Origin of the sequence: Micromonospora sediminimaris (genome assembly GCF_016863575.1) — a bacterium.
In the GTDB taxonomy this organism is placed as follows: domain Bacteria; phylum Actinomycetota; class Actinomycetes; order Mycobacteriales; family Micromonosporaceae; genus Micromonospora; species Micromonospora sediminimaris.
Genome location: NZ_BOPD01000002.1, coordinates 439,234 through 464,496, shown reverse-complemented (window position 1 = coordinate 464,496; position 25,263 = coordinate 439,234). Strand labels below are relative to the sequence as shown.

Sequence of the window (25,263 nt, the reverse complement as noted above, 5' to 3'; positions counted from 1 at the left end):
GTAGCGTTGATCGCGCCGGTAGCACCGACGTGGGAGAGACCGCCTGGCGACAGCCGGGGCGGCGCCGAAGGGGCAAATCCTCCCCGGAACCTCTCAGGCAGAAGGACCACGTCGGGTCAGGCACTGTGGAGCGCCCGCGGGGTGTGACAGAGGGGGAGGGCCGACCTGTCGACCCCCGCCCCTCGCAGGAGCGCCCATGACCGCCGAGCAGTTCGCCGATCGTCACATCGGTCCCGGCCCCGACGACGAGCGCCGCATGTTGGACGCCGTCGGGTACGCCTCGATCGACGAGTTGATGGACGCGGCGATTCCCGAGGTGATCCGCTGGCACGGCCGGCTGGACCTGCCGCCACCGGCCAGCGAGCACGAGGCTCTGGCGGAGTTGCGGGCCTTGGCGGCCCGTAACACGGTCGCCGTCTCCATGATCGGGTTGGGGTATCACGGCACCCACACCCCGGCGGTGATCCGCCGCAACGTGTTGGAGAATCCGGCCTGGTACACGGCGTACACGCCGTATCAGCCGGAGATCAGCCAGGGTCGGCTGGAGGCGCTGCTGAACTTTCAGACCATGGTGTCGGATCTGACCGGTCTGGCGACGGCGAACGCGTCGATGCTCGACGAGGGCACCGCGGCGGCGGAGGCGATGACCCTGGCGCGGCGGGCGTCGAAGAGCGGCAGCCGGGTGTACGTGGTCGACGCCGACGCCCTGCCGCAGACCATCGCGGTGATCGCCGGGCGGGCCGAGCCGCTCGGTATCGAGGTGCGGGTGCTGGACCTGGCCGTCGAGCCGTTGCCGGCGGAGTTCTTCGGGGTGCACCTGCAGTATCCGGGGGCGTCCGGGGCGGTGCGGGACCACGCCCCACTGGTCGAGGCCGCGCACGCGGTCGGGGCGTTGGTGACGGTGGCGGCGGACCTGTTGGCGTTGACGTTGCTGCGCCCGCCGGGGGAGATCGGCGCGGACATCGCCGCCGGCACCACCCAGCGGTTCGGGGTGCCGATGGGTTTCGGTGGGCCGCACGCCGGCTACCTGGCGGTGCGGGCGGGTCTGGAACGGATGCTGCCGGGCCGGCTGGTCGGGGTGTCCCGGGACGCGGCCGGCGCGGCCGCGTACCGGTTGGCGTTGCAGACCCGGGAGCAGCACATCCGCCGGGAGAAGGCGACGAGCAACATCTGCACCGCGCAGGTGCTGCTGGCCGTGATGGCGGGCATGTACGCCGTGTACCACGGCCCGGACGGGCTGCGGGAGATCGCGGCCCGTACCCATCGGATGGCGGCCCGGTTGGCCGCCGGGTTGCGGGCCGGTGGGGTCGAGGTGGCCGACGTCGCGTTCTTCGACACGGTGACGGCGCGGGTGCCGGGTCGGGCCGGGCAGGTCGTCGCCGAGGCGCAGCGGCGTGGGGTGAATCTGCGGCTGGTCGACGCCGACCGGGTCGGTGTGTCCTGCGACGAGACCACCACGGCCGAGCAGGTGGCGGTGGTGTGGGCGGCGTTCGGTGTCGACGGCGTGGCCGGTGAGGTGCCCGAGATGTTGCCGGCCGCGTTGGCCCGCACCAGTGACTTCCTCACCCATCCGGTGTTCCGTACCCACCGGTCGGAGACGGCGATGCTGCGGTACCTGCGTCGGCTGGCGGATTTCGACTACGCCCTGGACCGGGGCATGATCCCGTTGGGGTCGTGCACGATGAAACTGAACGCCACCGCCGAGATGGAGCCGGTGAGCTGGGCCGAGTTCGCGAACATCCACCCGTTGGCTCCGGCGGAGCAGACCGCCGGCTACCGGGAGCTGATCGGCCAGTTGGAGGGGTGGCTGGCCGAGGTCACCGGCTACGACGCGGTGAGTGTGCAGCCCAACGCCGGTTCGCAGGGCGAGCTGGCGGGACTGTTGGCGATCCGCGCGTGGCATCGCAGCCGGGGTGATCAGCACCGCGACGTGTGCCTGATCCCGTCGTCGGCGCACGGCACCAACGCGGCCAGCGCCGTGATGGCGGGGATGCGGGTGGTCGTGGTCGGCTGCGACGCCGACGGCAACGTCGACCTGGTCGACCTGGACGCCAAGATCGACGCGCATCGGGACACCCTCGCGGCGATCATGGTGACGTATCCGTCGACGCACGGGGTGTACGAGACGGGTATCGCGTCGCTGTGCGCGAAGGTGCACGACGCCGGTGGGCAGGTGTACGTCGACGGTGCGAACCTCAACGCGCTTGTCGGGTTCGCCCGGCCGGGCCGGTTCGGTGCGGACGTGTCGCACCTGAACCTGCACAAGACGTTCTGCATTCCGCACGGCGGCGGTGGGCCGGGGGTGGGTCCGGTGGCGGTGCGGGCGCACCTGGCGCCGTTCCTGCCGGCTGATCCGGCCGGTGCGCCGGTGCCGGGGCGGCCGGCGATCGCGGCGGCCCGGTACGGGTCGGCGGGGATCCTGCCGATCCCGTGGGCGTACCTGCGGATGATGGGCGCCGACGGCCTGGCGCGGGCGACCGGGGTGGCGGTGCTGGCGGCCAACTACGTGGCGGCGCGGCTGCGGGAGCACTTCCCGGTGCTGTACGCGGGCAACAAGGGCCTGGTCGCGCACGAGTGCATCCTGGATCTGCGGCCGGTGACGAAGGCGACCGGGGTGAGTGTCGACGATGTGGCCAAGCGGCTCATCGACTACGGCTTCCACGCGCCGACGATGTCGTTCCCGGTGGCGGGGACGTTGATGGTGGAGCCGACCGAGAGTGAGGACCTGGCCGAGCTGGACCGGTTCTGCGACGCGATGATCGCCATCCGGGCGGAGATCGACAAGGTGGGCTCGGGTGCCTGGCCGACCGGGGACAACCCGCTCGCCAACGCGCCGCACACGGCGGAGATGGTCGGCGGTGACGACTGGCCGCACCCCTACCCGAGGTCGGTGGGCGCCTGGCCGGCGGGGGTGGAGCGGGCGGGGAAGTACTGGCCGCCGGTGCGTCGGGTCGACGGCGGGTACGGCGACCGGAACCTGGTCTGCTCGTGCCCGTCACCGCAGGCGTACGAGAGCTGACCGGGTCCGGTACCGCGCCGACCTGGTCGTGGCGGTCCCTGACCGGGGGACTAGCCTGGGTCGGCGCGGGAAAGACGTCGTGACGGATCGTGACGTCGCCTCAGGCGGCGAGCGCGTGTCGGGCGGGGCCTCGGTGCGGTGCGATGCTGCTGCCGTCGGGCAGCAGCTCGCCGGTGTCCTCGAAGACGATGACTCCGTTGCAGAGCAGGCTCCAGCCCTGTTCACGGAAGCAGGCGATGACCCTGGCGGCTTCCCGGTCGGTGGCTTCGGCGGAGGGACAGGTGGGTTGGTGCTGGCACATCGGGTTCTCCGGACTGTGGGGGCACTGTGTCATGGTTCACATGACCAGTGACGCACAGTACCAAGCGAAAGCTTGCCGCATCGAGCAGATGTACGCGTGGTGCGCGGGAAATCCGCTGAACGGATGAGCATGAACCGTCCAGACGTAGTGGAAGCGCTCCCACGGATGGTTGTCGATCCACCCGCGGTTCCCGCGCCCTGCCGCGGCCGGCTCGTCGAACACGCCCGCTGGCAGTGGCGCCCCGCCGACGGCGGCGACCCGGCCACGTACGCCGAGCAGTTCCTCGCCGAACACGGCCTGCACCTACGCGACCTGGCCCGCCCGGCACGCCCCCACCACCAGCACGGCATCTGCGGAGCCGCGCTCTACCTCTCCGCCACCGCCGCGGCCCTGCTCGCCGGCGGCCCACCCGGCGCACCCAACCCCGCCGACCTGCCCGAAGTCGCCGTCGTCGTCTACGCCCACACCGCGGCCCGCACCACCCACCCCCACCCACCACCACCCTGGTGGCACGGCGCCTGGACGGAAAGCTGGACCCCCCGCCAACACGCAGACGCGGTCACCGCGATCCGCCGCGCCATCGGCCACGGCGAGGTCTACCAGGTCAACATCGTCGGCCACGCCAGCACCCCCTACACCGGCGACCCACTGCCGGCCCTGACCCGCCTCGGCGGCCTACCCGGCGCCCGCTACGGCGGCGTGCTCACCGGCCCCGGCTGGGCCATCGGCTGCGCCAGCCCGGAAACCCTCATCGAGGTACGCGACGGCACCCTCACCACCCGACCGATCAAAGGCACCCGCCCGGCCACCGCCGCCGGCCGCGCCGACCTGCTCGCCTCGGCCAAGGAACGCGCCGAACACATCATGATCGTCGACCTGGAACGCAACGACCTGGCCCGCGTCGCCCGCACCGGCAGCGTCCGCGTCGACGACCTGTTCGCCGTACGCCGCTGGTGCGACCTGTGGCAGGCCGAATCCACCATCCGCGCCGACATCGCCGACGGCCTCGGCCTGGCCGACCTGCTCCGCGCCGTCTGCCCCGGCGGCTCCGTCACCGGCGCACCGAAACTCGCCGCCCTCAACCACATCGCCGCCCTCGAACCCGTCGGCCGTGGCGCCAGCATGGGCGCCCTCGGCTGGGTCGGCCCCGACCACATCGACCTCGGCCTGACCATCCGCACCGCCGCCGTCGACGCCAACGCCCTACACGTCTGGGCCGGCGGCGGCATCACCTGGGACAGTGACCCCGCCGCCGAGGTCGCCGAAGCCGCCGCCAAGACCACCCCGGTGCGGGCCGCTCTCTCCGGCCACCGAACCGGGCCACCCCCGCCGACGGCCACCGCCCGATAACCTTGCCGACATGACGATGCGGGACATCCGAATCATCGGCGACCCGGTGCTCCGCACCCCCAGCGAACCGGTCACCAGCTTCGACGCCGAACTGCGCACCCTGGTCACCGACCTGATGGACACCCTGCTCGGCGCGCCCGGCCGCGCCGGCGTCGCCGCCCCCCAGATCGGCGTCAACGCGCAGGTCTTCGTCTACGACGCCGACGGCCACCGCGGCCACATGATCAACCCGACGCTGGAGCTTTCCACCGAACTCCAGGACGACGACGAGGGCTGCCTGTCCATCCCCGGGCTGTACTTCCCGACCCCCCGCGCCCTGCACGCCACCGCCCACGGCTACGACCAGCACGGCGAACCCCTGACCATCGCCGGCAGCGGCTTCCTCGCCCGCGCCCTGCAACACGAGACCGACCACCTCGCCGGCCGCCTCTACGTCGACACCCTGCGCGGCGAAACCCGCCGCCGTGCCCTACGCGAGATCCGCGCCGGCCGCTTCGACTCCTCCCGCCGCAGCTGAACCAGCCACCCACTGGTCGTATCCCAGCTTCGCCACCAACGCCAGCACCACCACCAGCAGCACCACCCGCACGAACCCGGAACCGCGCCGCAACGCCATCCGCGCACCCACCGACGCCCCCGCGATGTTGCACACCGCCATCGCCGCACCCAGCAGCCACCACACGTGCCCGGTCACCGCGAACACCGCCAACGCACCCGCGTTCGTGCCCGCGTTGACCACCTTCGCCATCGCCGAACCGTGCAGGAAATCCGCACCCACCAGCGCGGTGAACGCCAGCACCAGGAACGTGCCCGTACCCGGACCGATCAACCCGTCATACGCGGCGATGCCCACCCCGGCCACCAGCACCGCCACCACCACCCGCGGCCGGGTCCGCCGCTGCGGCACCGCCAGCACCCCCAACGCGGGACGCAGCACCACGAACAACGCCACCGACACCAGCACCACCAGCACCACCGGCCGGTACGCCGACGGCGGCACCGCCCCGGCCAACGCCGCACCCAGACCCGCACACACCACCGCCAACGCCGCCGCCGGCCCCGCCACCGCCCAATCGATCTTCGTACGGCGGGCGAACGTCACCGCCGCCGTCGACGTACCGGCGATCGCCGCCAACTTGTTCGTCCCCAACGCCGTCGCCGGAGGAATCCCCGGGGCCGCCACCAGCAACGCCGGCAACAGCAGCAACCCACCACCACCCACCACCGCATCCACCCACCCCGCCAGGGCGGCGGCGGTCAGCAACGTCACCACGGTCACCGGGTCCAACTCCACGACCAGGGATTCTCCCCACCGGCCCCCCGCTCACACCGCCGGCTGTGGCCAGCCTCACCGGCCCCGACGACGCCGCACCCAGATCCCCATCCCGGCAACCGCCACAAACACCAGCACCGAACAGCACAACGCCCGCAGCATCGGGCAACTCTCCCACGCCGTCGCTAAGGTGACAGCGTGCGCCTGGCCACGTTCAACCTGCTGCACGGCCGGTCCCTCACCGACGGCCTGGTCGACCCGGCCCGACTGACCGCCGCCGTCGCCGCCCTCGACGTCGACATCCTCGCCCTCCAGGAAGTCGACCGTGACCAGTCCCGCAGCGGCAACCTCGACCTCACCGCCATCGCCGCCCAGGCCCTCGGCGCACCCGAGCACCGCTTCGCCGCCGCAGTTGTCGGCACCCCCGGCGAAAAGTTCCGCCCCCTCACCCACGACGACGACGGCCACGGCGAACCCTGCTACGGCGTCGGCCTGATCTCCCGCCACCCGGTCACCCACTGGCGCGTCACCCGCCTGCACCCCGCCCCGGTGCGCTCCCCGGTCTACGTGCCCGGCCCGGGCGGCGGCCTCATCCTGCTCCGCGACGAACCCCGCGTCGTCCTCGCCGCCGTGCTGGACACCCCCCACGGCCCCCTCACCGTCGCCGCCACCCACCTGTCCTTCGTCGCCGGCTGGAACGTCCGCCAACTCCGCCAGGTCATCCGCGCCCTGCGCGCCCTACCCGCCCCACGCATCCTGCTCGGCGACCTGAACCTGCCCGCCTGGGCCACCCGAGTCGTCTCCGGCTGGCACCTGCTCGCCCGCCGGCCCACCTACCCCGCCGCGCAACCCCGCGTCCAACTCGACCACATCCTCGCCGACCGGCACGGCTTCGACCAGCTACCCCCGGTCACCGCCGTGCGCACCCCACTGTCGACAATCTCCGACCACCGCCCCCTGGTCGTCGACCTCGGCAGTCGCCCCTGACCCCGCGAACCCGCCGGACGCCGCTCCTCCGACGCCCCAGCAACATCAGGGTTGTCGCGGTGTCCGGCCCCCGGGAGGCGGCAACTACAGCGTTGTTGCCGCCTCCCCGATTTCAGGGCGCGGTCACCGAGGTAGTGCCTCAGCGCCACCGCCCTGGCGAAGCACCTGGCCAGCCGCTGACCGGGCCGCCCGCAACGCGTTCCGGAACAACATCGCCACCGTCACCGGACCCACCCCACCGACCCTCGGCGTGATCGCCCCCGCCACCCGCGCACACGACTCATCGACGTCCGGCAGCAACCGACGCCCCGCGTACCGCGCCCCACCACCGACCACCACCGCACCCGGGCGCACATGCTCCGGCCGCACGATGCCCGGCACCCCGGCCGCCGCCACCAGAATCTCCGCCCGACGCGTATACCGAGGCCAGTCCGCCACCCCCGTGTGCACCACCGTCACCGCCGCGTTCGCCGTCGACCGCTTCTGCGCCAGCAGCATCGCCAACGGCCGCCCCAACGTCGCCCCACGACCCAGGATCACCACCTCACGACCAGCCACCGGCACCCCGTGGTACGCCAACAACGCCTCGATCGCCGCCGGCGTGCACGGCAGCGGTCCCGGCAACCCCAACGCCAGCCGCCCCATGTTCACCGGATGCATCCCGTCCACGTCCAGATCCGGGGCGAGGGTCTGCAACGCCCGGTCGTAGTCCAGACCGCCGGGGATCGGGTGCTGCACCAACACCCCGTGCACCCCAGGATCGGAGTTGAAGTCGGCCAGCACCGCGTGCACGTCGGCCTGCGACACCGACGCCGCCAACCGTACGTGCGGCGAGGCGAAACCCAGCTCCGCCGCCCGCCGCTGCTTGATCCGGATGTAACCGGCGCTGGCCTCGTCGTCACCCACCAGCACCGTCGCCAACGTCGGAGTCACCCCCGCCGCCCGCAGCTGCGCCACCCCCTCGGCCACCTGGGCCAGAATTTCCTCCGCCACCGGCACACCCGGCAGCAACCGCGCCGTCGTCGACATGGCTCACCTCGCCCGTGGCAGGCCCAGGCGGACGACCCCCCACGACGAGCTTCCCGATGGTCGATCCCATCCCCGATGCCGCCAGTCGCGTCCTCGCCAGCCTGCCACACCACCGGCCGCGTCAGCTCAGTCAGGAGCCGGCAGCAGCCCCGCCAACGCCCGGTTCGTACGGTTGGCCCGCACCGCCTCCCGCTGCTGCCCCGACGTCACCTCGATGTACGTCTGCGACGACGCCAACGACGCGTGCCCCAACAGCCGCATGATCTCCGCCGCCCCGGCGCCGTCCTCGGCCAACCGGGTGGCGAACGTGTGCCGCAGCGCGTGCAGCCGCGCCCCACGCGGCACCCGGTCGACGATCCCGGCCCGCCGGTAGCAGGACTCCACCAGATACTGCAGACCGCCCCGGCGCAGCGGCTCACCCTGACGGTCCACCAACAGCGGCGACACCTGCCGCACCGTACGCGCGCCGAAGCGGCGGGCACGGCTGTCCAGATAGCTCGCCAGCACCGCGTCCAGATCCGGCTCGATTGGCAGTACCCGGGGGCGCCCGCCCTTGCCGGCCACCTCCAGCCGGCGCTCACCGGGGCGGCCACCGAGCGAATCGACCCGTAATGCCAGCAGCTCCGACAGTCGCAGCCCCGCGCACAGGGCCAGCGCCAGCACCGCCACGTCCCGCTCCGGCCACGGGTCCCGCTGCCGTCCCTCGGCCCGTGCCGCCGAGGTGAGCAGGTGTTCGGGGGTGTCCTCACCGCGCAGCGGCTTGGGCGTCGGCAGGGGAGTGCGGGGACGTCCCACGGCCGGCATCGGATTGCCGGGCACCACCTGCTCGGCGACCAGGAAGGAGAAGAAGCCGTTCCAGGTGGACCAGGCCCGACCGACGGAGCTGGCCGCTCGGCCGGCGGCGAATCGGGCGAACGCGGCCCGGATCAGCCTGGGGGAGAGCGAGTCGACGGGCAGCTCGGCCAGGGGGAGGGGAGGGGTGGACAGCTCCGCGGCGAGCGCGGCGACGGTGGTCAGATCCCGCCGGTAGGCCGCCTGGGTGTGCGGGGAGGGCTTACGGGTGGCCCGGGCGGTCAGGAACTCCTCGATCAGCGTTGTTACCGATTCGTCCTGCTTGTCATGCATAAGGGATATTATGCATGACTTTCACGTTCCGGGCCCGAGGGCAGGGGAGCGTTTCTGTCAGGGGTCGGAGCTACGGTGCGATCACCGAGTTCACCGTCACCGGAGGCGCACCATGACGACCCTGCCCGAGCGACCCAACACCGCGCTGCTCGTCATCGACGTGCAGAACGGGGTGGTGGCGGACGCCCATGACCGTGACGGCGTCATCGCCAACATCAACACGGTGCTGGGTAAGGCGCGCGCCGAGGGCGTGCCGGTCGTCTGGGTGCAGCACTCCGACGAAGGCCTCCCGCAGGGCAGCGAGGCCTGGCAGTACGTGCCCGAGTTGCTCCGCGAGGACACCGAGCCGTTGGTGCACAAGCGCTACGGCGACTCGTTCGAGGACACCGACCTGGAGGCGGTGCTCGCCGAGCGCGGCGTGGGCCGGCTGGTCGTCACGGGCGCGCAGACCGACGCGTGCATCCGGTCGACTCTGCACGGCGCGTTCGTGCGCGGCTACGACGCGACGCTTGTCGGCGACGCGCACACCACGGAAGACCTGACCGCCTACGGCGCGCCGCCGCCGGAGCAGGTCATCGCCCACACCAACCTGTACTGGAGCTTCCACAGCGCACCCGGCCGCCAGGCCGGGACCGTCCAGGCCGCCGAAGTCAACTTCGGTCCCATCGGCTGACCGTCGGGTGGGCCTCTGGATCGGTCAGGGCAGGGGCCCCACCCACTCAACGTTACATAATGTGCATTATCGAATCGGTGCGCGGATGGTCGTCGTCGAGGAGAGGCGGGGCCGCCGACGTGCGGCTTCCCACCTCTGGCGTTCACGACGTCGGCGATGCGGCGAGATGAGTACGGCGACTCATGCTTCGTCTGACTGCGGCCAGCATCCTCGCAACCATGACTCCTCGTCACCTGGTCACGTCGGCGGCAGCCGCAGCTCTGGTGTTCACGCTGGCGGCCTGCGGGTCGGACGCACCCACGCGCGAGGAAGCCAGCCGGGAAGCGCAATCGGCAGCGGTCCGGCAGGCAAGTGCGTCGAGCGCCGAGCAGCTCAGCATCCTGCTCTCCGACGTGGCCCGGGCGTCGCCGCTCAGGCCGGTCGCCGTGGCAACGCGGGACATCTGCCATGCCGGCGACACGAACGGTCTGTGGGCCCACGACGAGTACCGCATCAGTTGCGGTCTCACCGAGACCAGGTATCTCGGGGCCGACGGTGACTTGCTGGAGGTGCTGCGGGAGGTCGACAGGCACGCCAGAGCTGCCGGGCTGGTGCCCTCCACCGAGTCGGCCATCGATGAGATCGAGAGTTACTACGCGGCGAACGGCAGGACCGAGGACGGATTGCTGCTACCCAAGCCCGGGTTGGGCTACCTCGTCCCCGGGCGGGGCTGGACTGTTCAGGTCGGCTGGGCACAGGACTGGACTGGGCAGGCCGAATGGTCACGGCTCGGCGATCCCCTGAACAGCCAGCCCGTTCCGGATCTCACCTGGCCTACGGTCTTCGTCGAGGCGCGACCGGTCGACCTCGACGCGCTACGGGACGGTCCGTTGCGGCGGCACCAGCATGTTGTCACCATCTCCTCGGGGATCACGTACCACGAGGTGCCGTGGCCTGCCTGACGGCGGGCACGGGTACCGGCGGTTCAACGCTCAGCGGTGCTGTTGGTGGCCGGCGCGCTCGTCGACCATGTGTCGGGCGTACCAGTCCGGCCAGTCGGGGTCGGGGTGGCCGAGTTTCTTCTCGTGGCGGTCGTGGGCGGACGCCGCCCGGCGCAGCGCCGCGGCCAGGTCGTCCACCGAGTCGTAGGTGGTCTGCATGTCTGCTCCCCTCCTGCGTCGGGTAGCCGCCGGGCGCCCGGAGCGCGGTGGCGGCCTTCGTGGGGCTACCCGGGTGACCGGCGCGCATTCCCGCTCGGCCTGGCTCGTTGGCGTCGTGCCTGCGCCGTCTGGCGCTGGCGGGTCGGCGGTCAGAGGCCGCCGCCGACGCGGAGGATAGCGCCGGTGGTGTAGGAGGCGTCGGGGCTGAGCAGCCAGGCGACGGCGGCGGCGACCTCGTCGGGTTCGCCGGGGCGGCCGAGTGGGATCCGGCCGGCGGCTTGGTTGGGCCGGTCGGGTTGGCCGGAGAGCGCGTGGATGTCGGTGCGGATGATGCCGGGGGCGACGGCGTTGACGCGGATGCCGCGGGGGGCGAGTTCCTTGGCCAGGCCGGTGGTGAGCGCGTCGGTGGCGGCTTTGACGGCGGCGTAGTGGACGTACTCCCCTGGGCTGCCGAGGGTGGCGGCGACGGAGGAGAGGTTGACGATGGCGGCGCCGTCGCTCATCCGGCGGGCGGCCTGTTGGGCGCAGAGGACGTAGCCGATGAGGTTGACGTCGACGACGCGACGCAGGTCGTCGGGGTCGAGGTCGGTGAAGGGGCCGATCGGGCTGGTGATGCCGGCGTTGTTGACCAGGCCGGTGAGGGTGCCGAGTTCGGCTGCGGCGTCGAACAGGGCGGTGACCTGGTCGGGATCGCGGGTGTCGGCGGGGACGGCGATGGCGCGTACGCCGGTGGCGCGCAGTTCGGCCACGACGGTGTCGGCGGCGGTGTGGTCGCGGCGGTAGCCGATGGCGATGTGCTGGCCGGTGTGGGCGAGGCGGCGGGCGGTGGCGGCGCCGATGCCGCGGCTGCCGCCGGTGATGACGGTGACGTTGGCCAATGGACCTCTCCCCTGCCCCGAGCCGGTGTCGGGGACGTTACCGGCGTGGTGGCGGTGGCGGGTAGCGCGGTGTGGTCGAGCGCACGGTCGGTGGTGGGCGATGGCTTACGCTCGCGGCGATGGTGTCGGTGGGGAGGGCTCGTGGCGGGTGTAGGTGTCGGGGATCTGGTCGAGGATTTCGAGTTGCCGGACGAGACGGGTCGGCCGCGGCGGTTGACGGAGTTGCTGGCGGCGGGGCCGGTGGTGTTGTTCTTCTATCCGGCGGCGATGACGCGGGGGTGCACGGCGGAGAGTTGTCACTTCCGGGATCTGGCGGCGGAGTTCGCGGCGGTCGGGGCGCAGCGGGTGGGCATCAGCCGGGATTCGGTGCGGCGTCAGGCGGAGTTCTCGCGGTTGCACGGTTTCGACTATCCGTTGTTGTCGGATCCGGACGGCGTGGTGGCCGAGCGGTTCGGGGTGCGGCGGCGGCTGCCGTTGGGTCCGTTGAGTACCCGGCGGATGACGTTCGTGATCGGGGTCGATCGGCGGGTCGTCGAGGTGGTGCACAGCGAGTTGGGCATGAATGAGCATGCCGATCGGGCGTTGCGGGCGTTGGGGGGCTGATCTTCGGGTTGTCGCTGGCTGCTGGTATCAAGGCAGGCGGCTGAACACGTGTACGAGGAATGAGGTTGGGCGATGGGTGCCGCTGGTCAGGGTTTGTCCGAGGACGAGGTGCGCGGCATCCGGGAGGCGTTGGCCGCGGGGCGTAAGCCGAAGGTGGTGTTCACGGCGGCGGCCGGTCAGATCGCCGGTCAGTTGGGTCAGGTGGTGGAGTTGACCGATCCGGCGGAGTCCGACGAGTTCGTGGTGGTGCGGTTCGGGCGTGACGAGTTGCCCTTCTCCCCCGCCGATGTGGCGGTGGCGCCGCGGGGTGCGGGTCGGCGGCCGGCGGAGTCGAAGGTGGAGCCGGCGCCGGTCGAGCCGGCGGTGGTGACGCCGGAGTTCGTGTTGGATCGGGTGCCGCAGCAGCGTCGGGAGGAGCAGCCGGGGCGGGATGAGCAGTCGGGTCGGGAGGAGCCGAGGGTGGACGAGACGGTGGGGTCGAAGGTGGAGGCGAAGCCGGCTCGGCGGGCGGTGAAGGCGGCGAAGCCGAAGGGGCCGGCGGGGTTGACGGTGACGTTGGCCTATGCCGAGGGCGAGTGGACGGTCGCGGCGCAGCAGGGTGGGAAGGTGTTGGCCAAGCCGTATGTGCTCAAGCCGGCGGAGGCGCTGCGGATGGTGGCGTTGGTGGATGTGCCGGGGGTGCATGAGGCGGTGGAGCAGATTCTGGCCGCCGAGCGGTCGGAGGCGGAGCGGCAGGCCGAGAAGTTGCGGGCGGAGTTGGCGGAGATCGAGGCCCGGTTGGCGGAGTTGCGCGAGGCGGGCTGAGGGTTTCGATCCGATCGGTGGCCCGGTCCGGCATCCCCTGCCGGGCCGGGCCGTCGGCGTTTGTCAGAAGTAGTCGATGAGGTGGGCGGTGGGTCCGGCGGCGAGCAGGTCCAGGGCGGCGGGGTCGGGTGTGCGGTGGTGCAGCAGTCCGGCTTCGGCGAGGGTGCGGGCGGTGCCGGTGCCGGTGTAGAGGCGGGCGAAGCCGCGTACGGTCAGGTGCAGGTCGGCGTCGGTGGTGGTGCGGTGCAGGTCGGCGTGGCCGTCGGCGACGGTGAGTTGCCAGGTGCCGGTGTTCCAGTCGGCGAGGTCGTCGGTGAGGGTGAAGGTGACCTGGCCGTGGGTGTGGGTGGGCCAGCCGCGGGCCTGTACGGCGCGGACGATGTCGACGGGTCGGTGCATCCAGGCTTCGCGTTCGTGTTCGCGGGCGCGTTCCAGGGGCAGGTGGGTGCTGACGGTGTCGTCGGGTAGCGGGGTCACGCGCAGGGTCGGGGTGACGCTGTACCAGCTGGCGAGGGTGCCGACGAGGGCTTGGGCGGCGTCGGCGGTGGTGGCGAGGATGTCTTCGACGGTGAGTACGGCGTCGGGGCCGTAGCCGCGGCCTCGGTCCCAGCCGGCGTAGCCGACCAGTTGGCTGTCGTGTTCGACGAGGGTGAGCCCGTCGTAGGGCAGTTCGTCGGTGGCGGTGAACCGGCGGTGGGTGCGGGTGAGCAGGCCGTTGCGGTGGTGGGCGACGCGTTGGTAGAGCTCGGCGGTGGCGGGCAGGTCGGCGCTGGTGCCGGCGCGGATGGTCAGCCGTGGGTCGGGGCGGTGTCGGGGCAGGGTGGCGGTGGGTAGGTCGAGGGTGCGTAGTTGGCCGGTGATCTCCCAGCCGCAGGCGCGGTAGGGGGCGGCGGTGGTGGGGAACAGCGTGCTGACGGCGGCGCCGCGGTCGTGGGCGTGGCGGAGCAGGGTGGTCAGTAGGGCTCGGCCCACTCCGGTGCCGCGTGCTTCGGGGGCGACGGCGACGCCGGCGACGTCGGCGGCAGGTACGGCGTGTCCGCTCCACCATTGTTCGTCGTGCAGGTCGATGGCTTTGCCGATGAGTTTTCCGGTGGGGTCGAAGGCACCGTGGGCGGTTCGGCCGGTGGGGTTTGGTGGTGGGGGTGGTTGCGGGTCGGAGCCGAAGGCGAGCCGGCCGAGTTGCCAGGCGTCGTTCAGGTCGTCGGGGGTGAGTTCACGCACGTCGGGCACGGGCCGACGATAGCGGTCGTGGTGGTGGGGTCGACGGGATTTTCCGGTGGGTTCAGGTGGTGGTGACGGGGTGGTGGCGGACCGGGAAGTTGACCGAGTTGGCGATGAAGCAGGTGTGGTGGGCGTCGTCGTGCAGGGCGGTGGCGATGTCGGTGGTGGTGGGGTCGGCGACGGTGACGTGGGGTCGCAGGGTGACCTCGGTGAAGTGGCCGTTGCCGGTGTTGTCGGTGGTCATGGTGCCGGTGGCGTGGTCGATGTAGTCGGTGACGACGATGCCTTTGTCGGCGCACAGGTGCAGGTAGGCGAGCATGTGGCACTGGGACAGGGCGGCGAGGAGGAGTTGTTCGGGGTTCCAGCGGGTGCGGTCGCCGTGGAAGGTGGGGTCGGAGCTGCCGGGGATGGGTGGGCGGCCGTCGGTGGTGATGTCGTGGTCGCGTCGGTAGTCGCGGTAGCTGCTGGTGCCGGTGCCGAGGTTGCCGGTCCAGGTGACGGTGGTGGCGTAGTGGTGGGTGCGGGCCATGGTCAGCCTTCCGGTTCGCTGTGGTGGGTGAGCAGGAGGTCGAGCAGGCGGACGAGTTCGTGGCGGTCGGTGGGGTTCAGTGGGGCGAGCAGGGTGTCCTGGGCGGTGTCGAGGGCGTGTTGCAGGTGGGTGAGTTCGCGTTGGCCGGCGGGTGTGATGTGGACGATGTTGCGGCGGCGGTCGGTGGGGTCGGCTTGGCGGCGTACGAGGTGGCGGTCGGCGAGGTCGTTGAGGGTGGCGACGATGTCGCTGCGGTCGATGCCGCTGTGTCGGCCGAGGTCGGCCTGGCTGGCGGGGCCGGTTTCGGCGAGGGTGGCCAGTAGTCGGTAGTGGTAGCCGCGGGCGTGGCGGGTGGCGAGTGCGGTGGTGACGAGGCGGGTGGCGTGGGCGGCGGTCTGGGTGAGCAGCCAGCTGGGGGTGGTGCGCAGTCGGTTGGGTGTGGGGGCGCTGGGTTGCTCCATGTGGGGACTGTACGCGATTTCGTTGGCGGCACCCACGATCGATGGTATGTTGGCTCCGCCAACGTTGGCTTCACCAATGAATAGAGGTTGACATGTCCATCACCCTCAACGGGCAGATGCTCGGCCGGACCCACTACGCCACCCGGGCGGTGCTGGAGCGGGAGCTGGACCGTCTCGGGTTGACCTTCGCGCAGGGGTTGCTGCTCAACGCGTTGGCTGCCGCCGATGCTCCGCTCCCCCGCGTCGATGCCGCCCGTCGGCTGGTCGACGCGATGCAGGTGTCGACCGCGTCGGCGTACGCCACGCTTGCCGAGTTGATCGCGGCGACGCTTGTGGCGCCGCTGCCCTCCGACGCCTCCCGGGTCGCGCTGACCCCGACCGGGCGGCACACGCAGCAGTTGGTCGCCGCGGCTTCCGCCGAGATCGGCGCCCGGCTGTGGGCCGATCTTCCGACCGACGACCTCGCGGCGGCGGCGCGGGTGCTGGAGGTGGTGCGCCGCCGCGCCGAGCAGACCCTGGCGGCGGCGTGACGGGCGGGGCCCGGGTTTTCCCGGATTCCGCCCGCCGGCCGGTCAGTGCTGCGGGATGTGGGCCACGCCTATGCGCTTGCGGAAGACCCAGTAGGTCCAGCCCTGGTAGGCCAGCACGATCGGGGTGAAGAACACCGCCACCCAGGTCATGATCGTGAGGGTGTAGGGGGTGGAGGCGGCGTTGGTGGCGGTGAGTGTGCCGGCGGGGTCCAGCGTGGAGGGCAGCACGTTCGGGAACAGGGCGGCGAACAGGGTGGCCACGGCCAGGCCGATCGCGGCGGCGGTGCCGGTGAAGGCCCAGCCCTCCCGGCGTACCGTGGCGGCGGCGAGACCGCCGAGCAGGGCGAGCGCGGCGGCGACGGCGAGCACGACGGCGGCCGTGCTGGAGCGGATGGTCAGGGTCCAGCTCAGGAAGGCCACCGCGAGGACCGCCGCGGCCACGCCCAGGCGCACGGCGAGCGCGGCGGCCCGGGCGCGGATGTCGCCGACGGTCTTGAGGGCGACGAAGACGGCGCCGTGGGTGGCGAACAGCGCCGCGGTGGTCGCGCCGCCGAGCAGGGCGTACGGGTTGAGCAGGTTGAGCAGTCCGCCGACGTACTCGTGGTCGGCGTCCAGCGGCACGCCGCGCAGGATGTTGGCGAACGCCACGCCCCACAGGATGGCCGGGACGAGTGAGCCGAAGAAGATGGCGTTGTCCCAGCGGCGTTTCCAGGACGCCTCGGGACGCTTGTGGCGGTATTCGAAGGCGACGCCGCGGGCGATCAGGGCCAGCAGGATGAGCAGCAGGGGCAGGTAGAAGCCGGAGAAGAGGGTGGCGTACCACTCGGGGAAGGCGGCGAACATGGCGCCTCCGGCGGTGATCAGCCAGACCTCGTTGCCGTCCCAGACCGGCCCGATCGTGTTGATCATGACGCGGCGTTCCTTGTCGTCGCGGCCGAGCACGGGCAGCAGCATGCCGACGCCGAAGTCGAAGCCTTCGAGGATGAAGTAGCCGGTGAACAGCACGGCGACGAGGAGAAACCAGATGGTGGTCAGTTCCACGGTGGGGCTCCGGACTCAGTAGGCGAAGGCGAGCGGGCGCTCGGCGTCGTCGGTGTCGTCGGGTTCGGGGGCCGGGGTGACGTCTGGTACGCCGGCCTTGGCGTAACGGATCAGCAGTTTCACCTCGATGACGGCGAGGACGGCGTAGATGAGGGTGAAGGCGGTGAAGGAGGTGAGCACCTCGGTCAGGGAGACGCTGCGGGACACGCCGTCGCGGGTGAGCATCTCGCCGAAGACGATCCAGGGCTGGCGGCCCATCTCGGTGAAGATCCAACCGAAGGAGTTGGCCAGCAGCGGCAGGATCGGCATGGCCAGGCCGGCGCGCAGCAGCCATTTGCTGTTCGGGACGGCGCGGCCTCTGCGCTGGGTCCAGAGCACCAGCAGGGCGATGGCGGCGGCGGCGAGCCCGAAGCCGATCATGAGCCGGAAGCTCCAGTAGGTGACCGGGATGATCGGGGTGTAGCTGCCGGCGCCGTACTGGGCGCTGTAGCGGGCCTGGAGGTCGTTGATGCCCTGCACGGTGCCGTTGGGGTCGCCGGTGCCGAGGTAGGACAGCAGGTACGGGATCTTGAGGGCGAACAGTTCGCGGCTGCCGTCGAGGCTGCCGACGGTCAGTACGGAGAACGACGCGGGGCTCTCGGTGGCGTAGAGCCCTTCGGCGGCGGCCATCTTCATCGGCTGCACCTGCGTCATGATCTTGCCTTGGATGTCGCCGGTGATGACCACGACGGTGGCGGAGATCAGGGTGACCCAGGAGCCGAAGCGGGCGGCGAAGCGGTAGGCGGGGGTGTCGGCGCTGTCGCGGTGGCGGATGAGGTGCCACAGGGCGACGGCCACCAGCAGCGACCCGGCGACCAGGAAGGCGCCGGCGATGGTGTGCGGAAAGGTGATCAGGGCGACCTTGTTGGTCAGCACGGCGAGGAAGTCGGTCAGTTCGGCGCGACCGGTGTCCGGGTTGTAGCGGTAGCCGACCGGGTTCTGCATGAACGAGTTCGCGGCGAGGATGAAGTACGCCGACAGGTTGGTGCCGATGGCGGCGGCCCAGATGCTGGCCAGGTGCAGGCGTTTGGGTAGTCGGTCCCAGCCGAAGATCCACAGTCCGATGAATGTGGATTCGAGGAAGAACGCGACAAGGGCCTCGATGGCCAGGGGCGCGCCGAAGATGTCGCCGACGAAGCGGGAGTAGTCGCTCCAGTTCATGCCGAACTGGAACTCCTGCACGATGCCGGTGACCACGCCCATGGCGAAGTTGATCAGGAAGAGTTTGCCGTAGAACTTGGTGAGCTTGAGGTACTTCTCGTCCCCCGTGCGGTGCCAGAGTGTCTGCAGGATGGCGACCAGAACGGACAGGCCGATGGTCAACGGCACGAAGAGAAAGTGGTAGACGGTGGTGACACCGAACTGCCAGCGGGCGACGTCCAACGCGTCCACCTGCGACCCCCAGGCTATTCATACTACAAGACGTAGTAAATACTACAGCGCGTCGTACGAGGATTGGCAGAGGCGGCCGGCCCGAACCGGACCGGGACCAATGACCCTGCTCACCTCTGTCGTACGGCCCGCCCTGGCCGCCGGGCCGCCCGCCCGCCGTGCGACCATTTCCCGCTGATGGAAGCAGCCCACTCCCCCTGGCGTCCGCCGCTGATCTGGCGCGTCGCGTTGCTGCTGGCCCGCGTCGTCGTCGGGACGCTGGCCCGGCTGGAGGTCACCGGCGACATCCCGGCCCGGTTGCGTGGCGGGCCGCTGATCCTGGCCGCCAACCACATCAGCCCGTTCGACCCGATCGTGCTCGCCGCGGCCTGCCGGGCCCGCCGGGTGGCACCCAGGATCATGGCCACCGGCGGGCTGTTCCGGGCCCCGCTGATCGGGACCGCGATGCGCAGCGCCGGGCACATCCGGGTCGACCGGGGCACCAGTGGCGTACACCGGGCCCTGGACGATGCCGCCGCCGCGGTCGCCGCCGGCGCACCGATCCTGGTCTACCCGGAGGGACGTATCGGCCTGGACCCGGGCATGTGGCCCGAACGCGGCAAGACCGGCGCCGCCCGCCTCGCCCTGGCCTGCGGCGCGCCCGTGATTCCCCTCGCCCAGTGGGGATCCCACGAGGTGCTGCCCTACCAGGCCCCGAAAGGGATGCTGCGCGGCGTCGCCCGGGCGCTGGTGCGCCGCCCCACCGTACGGGTGCACTTCGGCGACCCGGTGGACCTGGCCGAGGTGACCCGTGGCACGCCGGGCGCGGCCCGACAGGCCACCGACCGGATCATCGACGCGCTCACCGAGACCCTGGCCCCGCTGCGGCCGGACGAACCCGACCGCCCCCGCCACCTCGACCCCAGCCGGCCGGTCGACCCCAGCCGCGCCCACCGGCGCCGCCCCGCCGCCGGCTGAGCCTCAGGTCGCCTGCTGCACGGCCCGCAACACCTCGGTCACGGCCGAGGCCACCGGCGCCACCGGCGCGGCCAGGGCCGCCAGGCGCTGCAACAGCGCCGTCACCCGGGCCGGTTCCGGATCCGGCCGTGCCAGCTGGACCCGCAGTTCCGCGGCCACCGCCCGAGCCGGCTCCGGCAGCTCGTCACGGTGCTGGTCGAGGGTCTGTACCAGCTGGGCCACCAGCGCCGGCACGTCCACCCCCGGCGCGGTGGCCCACAACGTCCCACCGACCGCGTGCGCTCCCGGACCCACCGCCTGGTTGCCGACCTGGCTCACCCCACCCGACTGCTGGATCCCGAAGTTGATCGAGTTGTCGGACGTGGTCATGACGGCCTCCCGGTGCCGGCTCGACGGCTCGTGCCCTGTGGTGCCGGCTGTTCCGTGGTGGTCTGCTGCTCCGCCCGCGCGCCGGCGCCCACCGCCTGGTTGCCGACGACGCTGAGGCCGCCGGTCTGGATCACACCCTGATTGAGGATCATGGTTTGCCGGGTGCGGAACTCGGCGGTGTCCACACCCTTGTCCTCCAGGAAGTCGACGATGGCGGCCAGCACGTGCCGCTCGACCACCTTGAGATGCTTCGCGGCGTCGAGCACCTGAAAGTAGTTGTGGTAGGTGGTGCCGGTGGCCAGCTCCCGCACCCCGGCCCGGGCGCCGTAGTCGTAGCCGAGGTCCTCGCGGGCCATCCGGCGGGACCGCGACTGCCGGATCTGGTGACGCACCACCCGGACGCCGTCGCGTACCAGGCGCACCGGCGCGCCGAAGGCGGTACGCACCAACTGCTCGGCGGCGGCGGTGAACAACTGGACGAACTGGCGCACCGGGATCCACTCGGTCAGCCGGTCCACGTCGTGGTACTCGATGCGGGGCGGCTCCAGCAACGTCCGGGCGCACTCCAGGTAGAGCACCCGACCATCGGTGGAGAAGTGCAGGAACGTGCAGGCCACCACCTCGCCGCCCCAGGACGGCACCAGAGCGCCCAGAAAGTGTCGGGCGGCGCCCTGCGGCCGGCTCGCCACCGCTCGCAGCCGCTCGTCGGACCAGCGTTGCCGGGGCATCCGGCTGCGCTCGGGCAGCAGCTGCGGATCGTCGGTCAGCAGACCGCCGTGCACGAAGACCCGATCCTCAAGCACCAGCCCGGCGAGCCGTTCCGGATTCAGCTCCGGGTCGCCGGCCGGGTCGAGCCGGATCGCCGCCAGTCGTTGCCGCACGTGGTCGATCAGATCCACCACGGCGAACTGTACGGTGGCGTCCGGGTCGTCGTCGGTGACCGCCGTCGCCGGTTCGGGCAGGTGCTGTTCGGCCCGGTGGATGGGCAGGGCGAACGACCAGCCGGCCACCGGTGCGCCGTGCCCCACGAACGGGGTGTACCCGCTGTAGATCGTCACGTTGCCGTGCTGCGCGGTGTCGAGCTGGGCCAGGCGGGCCGCGTGGCGCTGCGGCACCGGGCCGGTTTCGGGCGACGCGGGCTGGAAGTGACCGCGCCGCAGCCGTTGCACCAGCAGCTGCCGGGTGCCCAGCAGGTGCAGCACGAGGATCAGGTACGCGAGCAGCCCGGCCACCAGCGCCAGCCAGGGCAGGCCGATCATCCAGTCGAGCGTGCCGTCCTCGTCGGTCTGCACCCCGGCGAACTGCGCCACCAGCCACAGCGACACCACGATCGTCGCGACCAGTGCCGCCGCCGAGGCCAGCGGGCCGTTCCGGTTGGCCCGGGTCAGCGACATGCCGACCGCCAGCACCGCCGCGGCCAGCAGCGTCCACAGCGGCGCCAGCAGCAGGGCCATGCTGCCGGCGATGAGCAGGCCGGCATCGCGACGGATGCGCCGCTGACGTGCCTCAAGGCAGTGCCGCAGCACGGTGGTCAGGTCGAAGCCGACCGAGGGCGCCACCGCCCGAAGTTCGTCGTCGAGGACCTCGGACAGGGCCGAGTCGGCGAACGTGTCGTCGGTGTGCGCCGCCACGCACAGGTAGCGGGTCGCCTCGCTCGTGGCGTCCGCCGGGCCCGCCGTCGAGACCTCGGGGGTGGCCTGCCGGATCACCATGTCAGTTGCCTCCCAGACCGGGAACGGTCGGTCGCGGCCGGCGCCGCCGTGCCGGTGCCGCCGCGAGCAGCAGGCCGACGACGAACCCGCACAGCAGTGCCCGTACCAGTTCGTTCAGCAGTTCCGCACGCATCGCCGACCCGGTGTAGACGCCGCTGTCGACGGCCAGATGCACCAGGGCGCCGCCGGTCGTGGCGAGCGTCGCCGCCACGACCGTCGCGCCGAGCGTGCCGAAGAAGCGGTACGCCCGGGGAGGCGTGGCCCAGGCGGCCAACCTGCGCAGCAGCACCAGCACGATCAGGACGAACAGCGCCACCTGGGCGGTGCGCGCGAGCTGGTAGCTGGACAGGGTGTCCGGGCTGCCCCACCGCAGCCACGACAGCCCCAGCAGCAGCGCGTCGACCGCGGTCGTGAGGATCCCGGCCGGGCCGTCGATGCGGGGCAGGTTGACGCTCAGTTCCCGCAGCACCTCGTACCCCCAGGGGCTGCCGGCGGCCAGGGTCGTGACCAGCAGCGCCCCGAACCCCGGCGGAAGATCGCGGGTCGCCGGGCGGCGCGGTGGCGCGACGCGTCCGGGCAGCGGGTGCACCGGGCGGATGGTCAGCGCCGCCGGCGTCGAGGGCGGGTCGTCTCGTCGCGGTACAGAACTCGTCCACGGCATCACCGGGGCATCGTCGCCGGTGCCGACCGAGCAGGGAAGGTTACTGTCCGGCATCCGGCAATCACCGGTGGGTATCGGATGGGGCGTGGACGACGGGACGAATCCGGGTCGCCGCCGGCCCGCCACCGGGCGGTCACCGGGGCCAGGCATACTGCGCCGCGTGCCCACGAACGCGCACCCCTACCTCGACGCACCCGCGCCGCTGGCCTTCGCCCATCGCGGCGGCGCCGCCGACGGCGACGAGAACACCGCCGCCGCGTTCGCGCGGGCGGTCGAGCTGGGCTATCGGTACGTCGAGACCGACGTGCACAGCACCGCCGACGGGGTGGCCGTGGTGTTCCACGACGACACCCTGGAGCGGGTCACCGGGCAGCGTGGCCGGGTGGGCGCCATGCGCTGGGCCGACCTGGCCACGGTGCGCGTCGGCGGCTCCGCCGTGGTGCCCCGCCTCGACGAGGTGCTCGGCGCGTGGCCACAGGTGCGGTTCAACATCGACGTCAAGTCCGACCAGGGGGTGACGCCCACGGTGACCACTGTCGACCGGGCTCGCGCCGCCGACCGGGTGCTGCTGGCCTCGTTCAGCGACGCCCGGCTGACCCGGCTGCGGGCGCTGACCGGCGGACGCGTCGCCACCAGCCTCGGGGTACGCGGAGTGGCCCGGCTGCGGTGGGCCTCGTGGGCCGGACGGCCGCTGCGGTTACCGCCGTCGGTGGTGGCCGCGCAGGTGCCGGTGCGCTACGGGCGGGTGCCGGTGGTCGACCGTCGCTTCCTGCGCACGGCCCACCGGCTCGGCCTGCAGGTGCACGTCTGGACGATCGACGAACCTGCCGAGATGCACGAGTTACTTGATCTTGGGGTTGATGGCATCATGACCGACCACGTCGGCGTGCTGCGCGACGTCTACCGCAGCCGCGGCCACTGGGCCGCCTGAACACCTGGGCGGAGGACCCCCATGGCCGAGACGGTCACCCCGGCGGCGCAGGACATCCCACCACCGCGAAGCACCCGGCGCGAACGCACCGGCTGGTACTTCTACGACTGGGCGAACTCGGCCTTCCAGACCACAGTCATCACGGTGTTCCTGGGGCCGTACCTGACAAGCGTCGCCAAGCTCGCTGCCGGCTGCGAACCCGGTGCCGACAACTGCAGCGGCTACGTCTATCCGCTGGGCATCAAGGTGGCCGCCGGGTCGTACTACCCGTACACGATCTCGCTGTCGGTGCTGCTGACCGTCTTCGTGCTGCCGGTGATCGGCGCGATCGCCGACCGGTCGCTGCACAAGAAGCGGCTGCTGGCCGCAAGCGCGTTCACCGGCGCGTTCGCCACCACCGCGATGCTCTTCGTCACCGGCGACCGGTACCTGCTCGGCGGCGTGCTGCTGCTGATCGCCAACATCGCCTTCGGGGCGTCGATCGTGGTGTACAACTCGTTCCTGCCGCAGCTGGGCGGGCCGGACGAACGCGACGGCATCTCCAGCAGAGGCTGGGCGCTGGGTTACCTGGGCGGCGGTCTGCTGCTGGCGTTGAACCTGGTCGTGGTGCAGTCGTTCGACAACGGCACCGCCGAGCGCACCCTGGATCTGGCCCGCTGGTCGATCGTGTCGGCCGGGCTGTGGTGGGCGGCGTTCACCCTGGTGCCATTGCGCTGGCTGCGGGAGCACCCGACTGCCGCCGCGCTGGCCGCCGCCGGCCGCGGCAACGTGCTCACCGACGGGTTCCGGCAGCTCGGGCGCACCCTGCGGGGGATGAAGACGTACCCGCTGACGCTGTTCTTCCTGCTGGCGTTCCTGGTCTACAACGACGGCATCCAGACCGTTATCACGCTGGCCAGCGTGTACGGCACCGAGGAGCTACGGCTGGGGCAGAGCACCCTGATCGTGACGATCCTGCTGGTGCAGTTCCTGGCCTTCGGCGGCGCGTTGACCCTCGGCGCGTTGGCCGGTCGGATCGGGGCGTGGAAGACGGTCCTGCTGAGCCTGGTGCTGTGGACCTTGGTGATCGTCGCGGCGTTCCGGTTGCCCGCTGAGGATCCGCTGCCGTTCATGGTGCTCGGCGCGGCCATCGGCCTGGTCCTCGGCGGCAGTCAGGCACTGAGCAGGTCGCTGTTCAGTCAGTTGATCCCCGACGGCAAGGAGGGTGAGTACTACGGCTTCTACGAGATCAGCGACAAGGGCACCAGTTGGCTCGGACCGGCGGCGTTCGGGCTGGTGTTCCAGCTCACCAACTCCTACCGGGTCGGTCTGGTCTCGCTGCTGATCTTCTTCGTGGTCGGCTTCCTGCTGCTGTTGGCGGTGCCGATCCGACGGGCCATCGTCGCCGCCGGCAACACCCCGCCCCGGGTGCTCTGACCCGGGCGCCGATGCGATGATCGACACCCCGGCCGGGTCGACCGCGCCAGCCGGGAGCACACCGCACTAGGCTGCCGGTCCGTGACGACCGACGACGCCGTACCGACCTGCCTGGCCCGCCCGACCCTGCCCGCCGCGGGCGACAGCCCGGCCGGGTGCGTCGCCGCCCGTGGCGTCGACGGGCGGCCGGCGCACGCCGCCGCGCTGCGGTTCTACTGGGGGCCGATGGACTGCGGCAAGTCCACGATGGCGCTGCAGATGAACTACAACCATGCCCGGCAGGGCCGCCGGGGACTGGTGACCACCCGCATCGACCGCTCCCTGGGCCCGCAGGTCACCACCCGCATCGGTCTGGCCCACGAGGCCATCGAGGTGACCGACGCGCTCGACCTGCGCACGCTTGTGCGCGACGCCTGGGCCGACGGGGTACGGGTGGACTACCTGATCTGCGACGAGGCCAGCTTCTACGGGGTCGAGCACGTGGAGCAGATGGCCGACCTGGTCGACAGCTACGACGTCGACGTGTACGCCTTCGGCCTGGCCACCGACTTCCGCTCCAGCCTGTTCCCGGCGGCGCAGCGGCTGTTCGAGCTGGCCGACTCGGTGGCCCGGATCCAGGTCGAGGTGCTCTGCTGGTGCGGCCGTGAGGGCCTGCTCAACGCCCGGGTCGCCGACGGGCGGGTGGCCCGCGAGGGCGCGCAGGTCGTCATCGGCGACACCGTCGACACCGCGGACGTGCGGTACCAGGTGCTCTGCCGGCGGCACCACCGCGCCGGTGACCTGGGCCCCGGCAGCGGAGGCCGCGTCCCCGCATAACGAAACG

General features: G+C 71.7%; 27 protein-coding genes and 2 riboswitches. Of the genes, 13 read left to right on the top strand and 14 right to left on the bottom strand.

The window, feature by feature from the left end:
* Positions 1-20: 20 nt before the first annotated feature.
* Positions 21-119: riboswitch (glycine riboswitch) on the top strand.
* A gap of 77 nt (positions 120-196) precedes the next feature.
* Positions 197-3,019 carry an aminomethyl-transferring glycine dehydrogenase gene (gcvP, locus tag Vse01_RS02075; RefSeq protein WP_093402411.1) on the top strand — a complete coding sequence of 941 codons (2,823 nt, stop codon included), beginning with the start codon at positions 197-199 and terminating at the stop codon, positions 3,017-3,019.
* 100 nt (positions 3,020-3,119) lie between these two features.
* Here gcvP and Vse01_RS02070 read toward each other — a convergent pair whose 3' ends face one another.
* The gene (locus Vse01_RS02070) at positions 3,120-3,320 is read right to left on the bottom strand and encodes a DUF5999 family protein (RefSeq protein ID WP_093402410.1); all 201 of its coding nucleotides are present in this window, start codon (positions 3,318-3,320) and stop codon (positions 3,120-3,122) included.
* A 96-nt stretch (positions 3,321-3,416) separates the two neighbouring features.
* Between Vse01_RS02070 and Vse01_RS02065 the strand changes: the two genes are divergently transcribed.
* The gene (locus Vse01_RS02065; RefSeq protein ID WP_170863335.1) at positions 3,417-4,670 is read left to right on the top strand and encodes a chorismate-binding protein; all 1,254 of its coding nucleotides are present in this window, start codon (positions 3,417-3,419) and stop codon (positions 4,668-4,670) included.
* A gap of 10 nt (positions 4,671-4,680) precedes the next feature.
* Positions 4,681-5,187: a peptide deformylase gene (gene def / locus Vse01_RS02060; protein ID WP_093402408.1), complete on the top strand. Its 507-nt coding sequence runs from the start codon at positions 4,681-4,683 to the stop codon at positions 5,185-5,187.
* Here def and Vse01_RS02055 read toward each other — a convergent pair.
* A complete protein-coding gene (locus Vse01_RS02055) occupies positions 5,140-5,964 on the bottom strand; it encodes a TSUP family transporter (RefSeq protein WP_275415470.1) in 825 nt (274 codons plus the stop codon). The two genes, def and Vse01_RS02055, sit on opposite strands and share 48 nt — an antisense overlap.
* 177 nt (positions 5,965-6,141) lie before the next feature.
* Between Vse01_RS02055 and Vse01_RS02050 the strand changes: the two genes are divergently transcribed.
* Positions 6,142-6,930 carry an endonuclease/exonuclease/phosphatase family protein gene (locus Vse01_RS02050; protein ID WP_093402407.1) on the top strand — a complete coding sequence of 263 codons (789 nt, stop codon included), beginning with the start codon at positions 6,142-6,144 and terminating at the stop codon, positions 6,928-6,930.
* A gap of 123 nt (positions 6,931-7,053) precedes the next feature.
* Here Vse01_RS02050 and Vse01_RS02045 read toward each other — a convergent pair whose 3' ends face one another.
* Together Vse01_RS02045 and Vse01_RS02040 are read right to left on the bottom strand one after the other, a co-directional pair.
* A complete protein-coding gene (locus Vse01_RS02045; protein WP_093402406.1) occupies positions 7,054-7,959 on the bottom strand; it encodes a bifunctional 5,10-methylenetetrahydrofolate dehydrogenase/5,10-methenyltetrahydrofolate cyclohydrolase in 906 nt (301 codons plus the stop codon).
* Positions 7,960-7,973: 14 nt separating this feature from the next.
* A riboswitch (ZMP/ZTP riboswitch) is annotated at positions 7,974-8,058 on the bottom strand.
* 27 nt (positions 8,059-8,085) lie between these two features.
* Positions 8,086-9,084, bottom strand: coding sequence for a tyrosine-type recombinase/integrase (locus tag Vse01_RS02040; protein WP_093402405.1), 999 nt, complete (start codon positions 9,082-9,084; stop codon positions 8,086-8,088).
* A 112-nt stretch (positions 9,085-9,196) separates the two neighbouring features.
* Here Vse01_RS02040 and Vse01_RS02035 point away from each other — a divergent pair, with 112 nt between their 5' ends.
* The gene (locus Vse01_RS02035) at positions 9,197-9,757 is read left to right on the top strand and encodes a cysteine hydrolase family protein (protein ID WP_093402404.1); all 561 of its coding nucleotides are present in this window, start codon (positions 9,197-9,199) and stop codon (positions 9,755-9,757) included.
* Between the two features lie 218 nt (positions 9,758-9,975).
* Positions 9,976-10,698 carry a hypothetical protein gene (locus tag Vse01_RS02030; protein WP_139233094.1) on the top strand — a complete coding sequence of 241 codons (723 nt, stop codon included), beginning with the start codon at positions 9,976-9,978 and terminating at the stop codon, positions 10,696-10,698.
* Positions 10,699-10,728: 30 nt separating this feature from the next.
* On the opposite strand, the gene Vse01_RS02025 is transcribed toward Vse01_RS02030, so the two are convergent.
* Both Vse01_RS02025 and Vse01_RS02020 read right to left on the bottom strand, forming a co-directional pair.
* The gene (locus Vse01_RS02025) at positions 10,729-10,896 is read right to left on the bottom strand and encodes a hypothetical protein (protein ID WP_170863334.1); all 168 of its coding nucleotides are present in this window, start codon (positions 10,894-10,896) and stop codon (positions 10,729-10,731) included.
* Between the two features lie 149 nt (positions 10,897-11,045).
* Positions 11,046-11,774, bottom strand: a complete 729-nt coding sequence (locus Vse01_RS02020) for a glucose 1-dehydrogenase (protein WP_093402402.1) — start codon at positions 11,772-11,774, stop codon at positions 11,046-11,048.
* A gap of 141 nt (positions 11,775-11,915) precedes the next feature.
* Here Vse01_RS02020 and Vse01_RS02015 point away from each other — a divergent pair, with 141 nt between their 5' ends.
* Both Vse01_RS02015 and Vse01_RS02010 read left to right on the top strand, forming a co-directional pair.
* Positions 11,916-12,377 carry a peroxiredoxin gene (locus Vse01_RS02015; protein ID WP_170863333.1) on the top strand — a complete coding sequence of 154 codons (462 nt, stop codon included), beginning with the start codon at positions 11,916-11,918 and terminating at the stop codon, positions 12,375-12,377.
* 72 nt (positions 12,378-12,449) lie between these two features.
* Positions 12,450-13,181 (top strand): hypothetical protein, encoded by a 732-nt coding sequence (locus Vse01_RS02010; protein ID WP_093402401.1) that lies wholly within the window; start codon positions 12,450-12,452, stop codon positions 13,179-13,181.
* 63 nt (positions 13,182-13,244) lie between these two features.
* On the opposite strand, the gene Vse01_RS02005 is transcribed toward Vse01_RS02010, so the two are convergent.
* Genes Vse01_RS02005 through Vse01_RS01995 form a run of 3 tightly spaced genes read right to left on the bottom strand, consistent with a single transcriptional unit; the run spans position 13,245 to position 15,392 of the window.
* Positions 13,245-14,411 (bottom strand): GNAT family N-acetyltransferase, encoded by a 1,167-nt coding sequence (locus Vse01_RS02005; RefSeq protein WP_093402400.1) that lies wholly within the window; start codon positions 14,409-14,411, stop codon positions 13,245-13,247.
* Positions 14,412-14,463: 52 nt separating this feature from the next.
* Positions 14,464-14,931, bottom strand: a complete 468-nt coding sequence (locus tag Vse01_RS02000) for an OsmC family protein (RefSeq protein ID WP_093402399.1) — start codon at positions 14,929-14,931, stop codon at positions 14,464-14,466.
* A gap of 2 nt (positions 14,932-14,933) precedes the next feature.
* Entirely contained in the window at positions 14,934-15,392 is a 459-nt protein-coding gene (locus tag Vse01_RS01995) for a MarR family winged helix-turn-helix transcriptional regulator (protein ID WP_093402496.1), read from the bottom strand.
* A gap of 92 nt (positions 15,393-15,484) precedes the next feature.
* Here Vse01_RS01995 and Vse01_RS01990 point away from each other — a divergent pair, with 92 nt between their 5' ends.
* Positions 15,485-15,922 (top strand): winged helix DNA-binding protein, encoded by a 438-nt coding sequence (locus Vse01_RS01990; protein ID WP_093402398.1) that lies wholly within the window; start codon positions 15,485-15,487, stop codon positions 15,920-15,922.
* A gap of 42 nt (positions 15,923-15,964) precedes the next feature.
* Here the strand turns inward: Vse01_RS01990 and cydB are convergent, their stop codons facing one another.
* Positions 15,965-16,963, bottom strand: a complete 999-nt coding sequence (gene cydB, locus Vse01_RS01985) for a cytochrome d ubiquinol oxidase subunit II (protein ID WP_093402397.1) — start codon at positions 16,961-16,963, stop codon at positions 15,965-15,967.
* A gap of 15 nt (positions 16,964-16,978) precedes the next feature.
* Positions 16,979-18,394, bottom strand: coding sequence for a cytochrome ubiquinol oxidase subunit I (locus Vse01_RS01980; RefSeq protein ID WP_093402396.1), 1,416 nt, complete (start codon positions 18,392-18,394; stop codon positions 16,979-16,981).
* 177 nt (positions 18,395-18,571) lie between these two features.
* On the opposite strand from Vse01_RS01980, the gene Vse01_RS01975 reads away from it, so the two are divergent.
* Positions 18,572-19,351 carry a lysophospholipid acyltransferase family protein gene (locus Vse01_RS01975; protein WP_093402395.1) on the top strand — a complete coding sequence of 260 codons (780 nt, stop codon included), beginning with the start codon at positions 18,572-18,574 and terminating at the stop codon, positions 19,349-19,351.
* A 3-nt stretch (positions 19,352-19,354) separates the two neighbouring features.
* On the opposite strand, the gene Vse01_RS01970 is transcribed toward Vse01_RS01975, so the two are convergent.
* The 3 genes from Vse01_RS01970 to Vse01_RS01960 are packed head-to-tail and all read right to left on the bottom strand — an operon-like array spanning position 19,355 to position 22,147.
* Positions 19,355-19,720 (bottom strand): hypothetical protein, encoded by a 366-nt coding sequence (locus tag Vse01_RS01970; protein ID WP_093402394.1) that lies wholly within the window; start codon positions 19,718-19,720, stop codon positions 19,355-19,357.
* Positions 19,717-21,432, bottom strand: a complete 1,716-nt coding sequence (locus tag Vse01_RS01965) for an AbeC-like domain-containing protein (RefSeq protein WP_093402393.1) — start codon at positions 21,430-21,432, stop codon at positions 19,717-19,719. Before Vse01_RS01965 ends, Vse01_RS01970 begins: the two co-directional genes overlap by 4 nt.
* 1 nt (position 21,433) lies before the next feature.
* Entirely contained in the window at positions 21,434-22,147 is a 714-nt protein-coding gene (locus Vse01_RS01960; protein WP_093402392.1) for a hypothetical protein, read from the bottom strand.
* A 106-nt stretch (positions 22,148-22,253) separates the two neighbouring features.
* Here Vse01_RS01960 and Vse01_RS01955 point away from each other — a divergent pair, with 106 nt between their 5' ends.
* The 3 genes from Vse01_RS01955 (at position 22,254) to Vse01_RS01945 (ending at position 25,256) form a co-directional block, all read left to right on the top strand.
* Positions 22,254-23,024 carry a glycerophosphodiester phosphodiesterase family protein gene (locus Vse01_RS01955; protein ID WP_093402391.1) on the top strand — a complete coding sequence of 257 codons (771 nt, stop codon included), beginning with the start codon at positions 22,254-22,256 and terminating at the stop codon, positions 23,022-23,024.
* Between the two features lie 21 nt (positions 23,025-23,045).
* Positions 23,046-24,440, top strand: a complete 1,395-nt coding sequence (locus Vse01_RS01950) for an MFS transporter (protein ID WP_093402390.1) — start codon at positions 23,046-23,048, stop codon at positions 24,438-24,440.
* Positions 24,441-24,551: 111 nt separating this feature from the next.
* Positions 24,552-25,256 (top strand): thymidine kinase, encoded by a 705-nt coding sequence (locus Vse01_RS01945; protein ID WP_373870615.1) that lies wholly within the window; start codon positions 24,552-24,554, stop codon positions 25,254-25,256.
* Positions 25,257-25,263 lie beyond the last annotated feature (7 nt).